Below are 7,005 nucleotides of genomic sequence, written 5' to 3' on the forward strand. Positions count from 1 at the left end.
CCGTCTGCTCCGTCTGCTCCGTCTGCTCCGTCTGCTCCGTCTGCTCCGTCTGCTCCGTCATCGGATCGTGGTAGGCCGGCGGCCAGACCAGCAGCCAGCCATCTCCTTCCAGCTGCGCCACCTCAGCGGCAGCCAATCCATCATCCTGACTCCATTCCTGTGCCCAGACAGGCAGGGACAGCACCAACCACAGCACACCCACCCACGGCAGCGCAGAGGGCATCCGCCCGCCACACTCTGGCGAAGAATCGCATTTCACAAAAACTTCCTTCCCATACAGAACCCACACACCGCCACACGGCACAGAAACCACAGAAACAGCAAACGCCGGGCTTTTGCAGCAAAAACCCGGCGTTCGCCTACTGGCTCAGTCGGCCACAGCCCTTATCAGACCAGCGAAGTCTGCGGCTGATCCAAATCGTCCAGCGGATTGTGCACCGGCGGCACATAGGCAGTGGCATCCGGAACCGCAGCGGCAGACTCGTCCTCGCCCAACAGCACAGACAGTTCATCCGTGGCATCGGAATCGCTCAGCAAGCCATCCAGCGCATCATCTTCCACTTCGGCACCCGGTGTCTGGGCATCATCGTCGGCAGAAGACCGGTCGCCTTCTTCCAGCAACGCACTCAGCCCCAGCGTGGAGCCAGACAGCCCCGCATCGCCCAGCCCACCATCTTGCAGGCTGAACAGGCCAAAGCCCTCGGCACCCGGTGCAGCAGCAGTCACTGCACTGGTATTGACATCCACGCCGTCAATGACCAGCGAAACGGTTCCAGCACCAGTCAGAGTACCCGTCCAGGTACCATTGCTGCCATAGACCCACTGTCCAGACAGTGCCACCGAATCTTCGGCTGCGCCCTGAATGGTCAGTGTAGTGCCACCAGTGCCCACGATCGACTTGACGTAATCGGGTGTCAGACCATCGATGGTGTTGGTTCCAGCAACCGACAGGTCCAGCACCTCAATGTTGCGCAAATGGTTGGCCAGAGTGTCACCGCTCACACTCTCACCATAACGCAACTGCACGGTGTCTCTACCACCCAGGCCATTGATAATGGCATTCGGGTTTGTCGGAGCCGTCCAGATCAGAGTATCCGCTCCGCTAGTGGACAACTGGCCACTGGAATTGACCGTCACAAAACCAGTCCGTTCTGTAGAAGGGCTTGCTGAATTACCGCTCTCCACCGTCCAGACATCCACCTTGATCTGGGTTCCCGCAGCACCAGTGTTCTGGTCCACCAGTGCACTGCGTGCCTGCTTGAAGCCCAGGTTATCGAGGTCGGACTGACTCAGGCCGGTGATGGTGTAGCTTTGGGTCGAAGCATCATAGCCAGCCTCAATCTGCACTCCATCAATATAGAAGGAAGCATATTGCCCCAGACCCGTGATGCGCACACTGGCGGTTTCCGTACTCTGATCCGCTGCAACAACCGACCCTCCATGTGAAACAGAGGCATCCCTGACATCGGTCATTCCCGCATTGAGGTTGAGCGAGAGCACCGTATTCTCGGCCCCAAAAGTGAGTGTGGTCTGAAGCGTCACACCATTGGCAACTGGACTGACTGTGACGGCTGCGACATCAAATGTCTCGGTGTTGCTGCCCGCCAGACCTGTTTTCTCGCCCGACTCAACGGTCAGCTCCAGGTTTTCAAGACTGCCACTCCAGAACGCTGGCGGCGAGATGGCCACATAAGCAGGCAGGCTGCCGTCTGCGCCAGAAACAATCCAGGAGTTCGTGCCATCCATGCCACCGGCATTGCTGGCCTGACTTGCCAAAGTAGCGTTGCCTGCATCCGTACCCGTGTACACCAGGAAACCTTGCGGCACATTGCCAAGAATGATGGTCTTCACGGCTTCCGAACCATCATTGTCCTTGAGCGTCACCTCCAGATCCAGCTTGATGGCCTGCGTCTTGTCTGACAAGCTGGCCTCATTGCCTGATACCGGTTCGCTGCTGACCTCCACCCCGTTGTGCACAATTTCCACCTGGGCTTGTTGCGTTGCGGTTGTCACGATTTCCTCTGCACCGGCTTCCTTGAACTTCACTGCCGCAGAGAAGTGCACCGTGCCAGACTGGTCACCTGCCGTTCCCTCTGGCAACTGGTAGCTCAGGCTCACAGTCTCGCCAAGATCAACATCTTTGATGACGTAATAGGTCTGCCCGTCGATCGTCTCAGTCTCAGTCAGCTCATCTGCACCAAGGAACAGCTTGCCGCCCTTCAAGTTATCTGAAGTGGCATCATCCAGCTTCACGTACAGCTTGCCGCCCACCAGATTGCCATGCTCGCCATCCGCACCGGATGTCACCTTCACGGTCACCGGTATGCGGTCGGCTCCCTCCGCCACGCTCTCGGCTGTCAAAACCAGATTGGGCCTGTCTGTCACCGGATCAACCGGTATCAGCAAATCCGCGTTCGCCTCATTGCTGCGGCCATTCGACACGGAAGCCGTCAATACCGCATCAAAGTCGAATGCACCTGCGGCATTGTTCTCGTTGCTGTGCTCCGGCGCGGTGATGCGAATGCTCTCCAGCAATTCAGCCAGCTTCTGCTGCGCAGCAGCCGTATCATCCCCTGGAGCAGTGGTAACGGAGGCCGTCCACACCACCTCACCCTCCACCACGGTCTGGTAGGCTCCCTCGATGCCCGTGCCCACGGGCACGTTCTTCAGCGTCACCGTGAAGGTGTTGGCAATAGCAGGGTCCTGGATTTCAATTGCTGCCGTGACCTTGCTGCCCAGCGTGAACGGCACGTCTTCGTTGGCCTTCTCGCCGTTGTACGCCCATGCTGTGATGAGGGCCGGATCATCTCCAAGACCACCTTCAAAGTCAGCCTTCAGATGCCACTGTACGGAATCTGCCTTGATGTCGGTGTCCGTGCTGTTGCCATCAAAACCCCGATCCTGGGTCTGGACCGTAATCGTGATCGGTGCATCCAAGTCACCATTGCGGCCACTGACATTGAAGACCACGTCGTAATCAATACCATCCACGTGGTCAATGTCGGTCGGCGGCTGCTCATGGATCAGCAGCCAGGTCGTGCCGCCAATCTGTTGGCCACCTTCCACGGTCACGCCATCAGGCACTCCTTCAATGATGATACGAATCAGCTTCTCGCTGCCATCGGCATCCACCGCATTGTCTGCATCGCCATCCTCCAACTTGGCAATCTTCAGACTCACCGTCACCTGGCCGGGTGTTGTCAGCAAGGTGGTGTCAGGGCTGGCGTCGTCATCGGCGTGCTCATCGGTTGTCGTGCCGCCGCTCACAATCGAAGTGATGGAAAGCTTGACCTCATCGGTCACCGGCACGGCGTGCAGGTCGATGGACAGGTCCTTGTAGTCGCTCACAACTGGGCTATCCGCACTCTGGGTATTGCCGTAATGCTGATCCTGCACCTTGTACTTGAGCGTCAGCTCATTCAGGTCGCCATCGGCATTCGCCTTGCCCTTGGCCCCGAGTTGCCCTGCCTGTTCGGCCGTCAATTCATAGTAGGCATCACCACCATCAATATTCGTCGTTGTGAGGCCCGCCGTGGACAGTTTTTCCGTGCCAAGGTACAGCGTGAAGTCAGCCGTTTCGGCATCGCTCACCTTGACCCAGACACCCACCAGAGTCTCGTCAAAGTCGCCATTCTGGTGTTGGATGGCCAGACCCAGCAGGGTGATCTGGTCTTCCACCAAAGCACCATTGGCAGACAAAGTCGCCTCCGGCGAGGGAGTCACGGTAAACGACACATCTTTATAAGCACCGGTGAACGAATCACCATCGTTCTCCGTGCTCACCCCCGCCACCTGGAAGGTCTGCGTACCGCTGTAGTTGGCAGGCACGGTGATCTTGGCATTGGCAAACTGCTGCGGGGTCAGCACCCAGACGCGTTCAGCACCCAGGCCCGTCACCAACATCGTACCCCCTTCCAGACTGAAGCCCTGCGGCAAGCCCGTCACCCGCACAGTCAGGGTTTCGGACTGGGGATTCTCGGCGTGCTCACCATCGGCCAGTTGCACGCTCACCAAGTCCTTGAGCGCAATGCTCTCTGTCTTGTCATCCAGCCCCGCCTCGGTGTAGGAAGCGGCATTCTCAGTCGGCTCCACTTTTGGCTCATCCGCCACACCGCGCACCTCAACGCGGATGGTCTGGCTGTCCTCCACGGCGTTGGTGCTACGGTAAGGCGTACCATCAATGGTCAGTTCATCCACCGACTCGGCAGAAACCATCAAATTGAAGTCCTCGTTGCTGTCTGGTGGTGCCTGAACATGCAGAGGCGTGCCATTGATGAAGTTTGTAATGGTGATGCTGCCTTCAGTCGGCGTTTGCTCCACATGGTTCACAAAGATCTTGGCTCCAGCCGGAATATCCGCAATGGTGAGGTTGAAGGTTTCCGACGGATCGGAACTCTTCAGATTGACCGTCAGCGGAATCTTCGTATCCTCCAGGCCACTGGCACGGCTGTGCAGTGTCAGCGTGACCTCATCGGCCACCGGTTGGATGATCACATTGGCCAGCGTGGCAGAGCCTGATAGCGCAGAGACTGGCTCACCTGTGTGGTGTTCATCATCATCGTCATAGTCCACCGTGTAGGCTTGCACACCAATGCTGAACTGGCCGGAGAAGTTCGCCGGGGCCAGGAATTGCAGCGTATCCAGATACTCCACCGGAACGTCAATCGGCGTACCGGTGTAAGTGGCGGTTTGCCATGCTCCCCCTTCCTCTGTGGTGTCGCCATTGGTTGACCAACGGAACTGCGAACCAATGGCAGAGGCTTGCGGACCGTCACCACCAGCAACCAAACTGGGAGTCAGACGGGCATAGGTGCTTTCACCGACATCTTCATTGCTCCAGCCGGCCTTCAGGTCAAATGGAGCCTCCTTGCCCAATGTAAACCACTGGTCTTCCTCACCTTTCGTAGTGTAAGTGTGGTTGGGGGTGATGGTGACATCGTTGCCGCCAGCATCATTGGTGTCTGCGGTTGTGGTTTCGGCAACAGGATTGACTGTAATCTTCACATCCCGATTGACAATCTCGGTACTTGGAGCCAGTCCAGCATAGGTATCCGTGGTCGTGATGCTCAACTCAATGGTGGCATCCTTGCTGCTGTGCGCTGGTGGAGTGATGGTGAAGTTATCCAACACGGCCTCGCGCTCAACTTGTGACAATACCTTATCGCTGCCGCTGTCATCGTTATTGAAAACGATTGTATAAGTGCCGCTGGTGCCATTTCCGATGATCGTGTAGCCATCTTCCGCAGCCGTCGGGTCCTGCGTGGGTGCATTCACAACCCAGGTACTGTCAGCAGTATTGCCCTCGGTCGGTACCGTAAACGACACACTGTCAATGACCTCGGTGCCATGGGTCGTACCCTTGTCCGTGACCTCCACATGCTGCAGGAAGCGCACAGCCGTGTCTTCATCGGTTTCCACATCGCCAGCCTGCACGTCACCGGCCTGGGGCAAGACATCCAATGTGAATGTCACGTCCTTGGTCTGTTCGGTCGGCGTATGCCCTGTGCTGTCGTTGTCGCGGTCTTGAACATGCAGGGTGATCTTGACAGTCGGGGAACTGCCGCTGTAATCGTCCGGGGTCTTGATGGTAAAGCTCGGCTGCTTGGTAGCTGCATCCACCGTGATCTTGTGGGCCGCACTGCTGATGCTGCCGCCTTCGCCTGCTGTGTAGGGCTGGCCATTGATGGTCACGACGGTGCCCTCTGGCAAGCCTGTCACGCTGTACCAGAACTGTTCCGAGCCATCGATATCGTCGAAGGTCGCAGTCAGGTCATTGGTCAGGGTCAGCACGGCATCTTCCTTGACGGTCTTTGTATCACCGCTCAGCGCAAGCTCCGGCTCATCGGTGACTGCCAGCACGGCAATATCGATGGTCTGCGTGGCCGACTCGCCCGCCACACCAGCCAAAGGCTTGCCCGTATCGTCCACCTCATAGCTGCTGACCTCGACTTCAAGCTGAAGGTTTTCATGCCTTTCCGGCGCGGGCGTGACCTGGAGGGCCTGGTACTCGGTTTCGGTCAGGTAATAAACGCCGCCATCGACCGTGCTGGGAGGAACGTCCGCGTGGTGGTAGTCGACTTTCGGGTGCGTGCGATCATCAGAAATCACAATGGTGATCTTGCCGTCTGCACCGGGTTCCAGCACTGTGCTGTTGTGAAGCACATTTGCATTGCCAGCGGCGGTGCCCGTCAGCTTCAGGGTGATTGCACCCAGAAGTTCGGGGTTGTCGCCATTTCCGATACCATTCAGATCAATGCTATCTGTAGTGATAGGTTTGATCAAATTCAAATCCACAGCCGTATCTTCGAAAGTATTGATAGTTTTATTTTGATCTATTTCAGGAGCATCGGCCTTGGGCGTAATGTTGATCGTCAGCGTCTGAGTGAGTTCCTCCCCACCAGTGATTTCCCTCACCGTATAGGTCACAACCGGCACATCCCCTGAGTAGTTGGCTGTCGGCGTAAAGGTATAGCTACCATCCGTATTGATAAGCAGCGTACCGATGGCAACTCCGCCATAGGTCAAAGTAACTTCAGTATCTGGCGTATGAAGCTCATCCACGCCATCACCGTTACTATCGATGCAGAAATTAGTCACCTCAATGACATCATCCACATCATTAACATAACTCCCAATAGTGCCAGTAAGTACTGCATCTTCTAACACCGTCACAACTTCATCACCAGTACCAGTCAAATCATCGTTGGAGCCCGTGATGGTCACAACAATGACTTGCTCGGCCCATGCTCCATACTCGTCGGTCACACGCGCAATGAAGCTCTCCTGAACCTCATCACCTGCGTTGAGAGCCTGGGTCGCCACACGGGCGTTGTCCAGTGTGTATGTCCACTGCCCTGTGGCCGCATCCATCCCAATCGTGCCGTAAACACCATCGTTTCCACCCGGAATACTCCAGGTCTTCTGCGCTCCTGTATCCCCGTCCTCGGATGTGAGCGTACCTGTGGCCGTATTCGGCTCTTCTGGATTGGCCGTGCCCTGCTCCGT

At 57.0% G+C, this 7,005-nt stretch carries 2 protein-coding genes; both read right to left on the reverse strand.

Annotated elements, in window-relative coordinates:
- A partial coding sequence (locus tag BUE21_RS14660; RefSeq protein WP_200796682.1) for a hypothetical protein occupies positions 1-259 on the reverse strand: 259 nt, incomplete at its 3' end.
- Between the two features lie 128 nt (positions 260-387).
- Positions 388-7,005: VCBS domain-containing protein (locus tag BUE21_RS04000; protein ID WP_200796683.1), on the reverse strand; the 6,618-nt coding region annotated here is incomplete at its 5' end.

Origin of the sequence: Lampropedia hyalina DSM 16112, assembly GCF_900129055.1 — a bacterium.
Classification (GTDB): domain Bacteria; phylum Pseudomonadota; class Gammaproteobacteria; order Burkholderiales; family Burkholderiaceae_C; genus Lampropedia; species Lampropedia hyalina.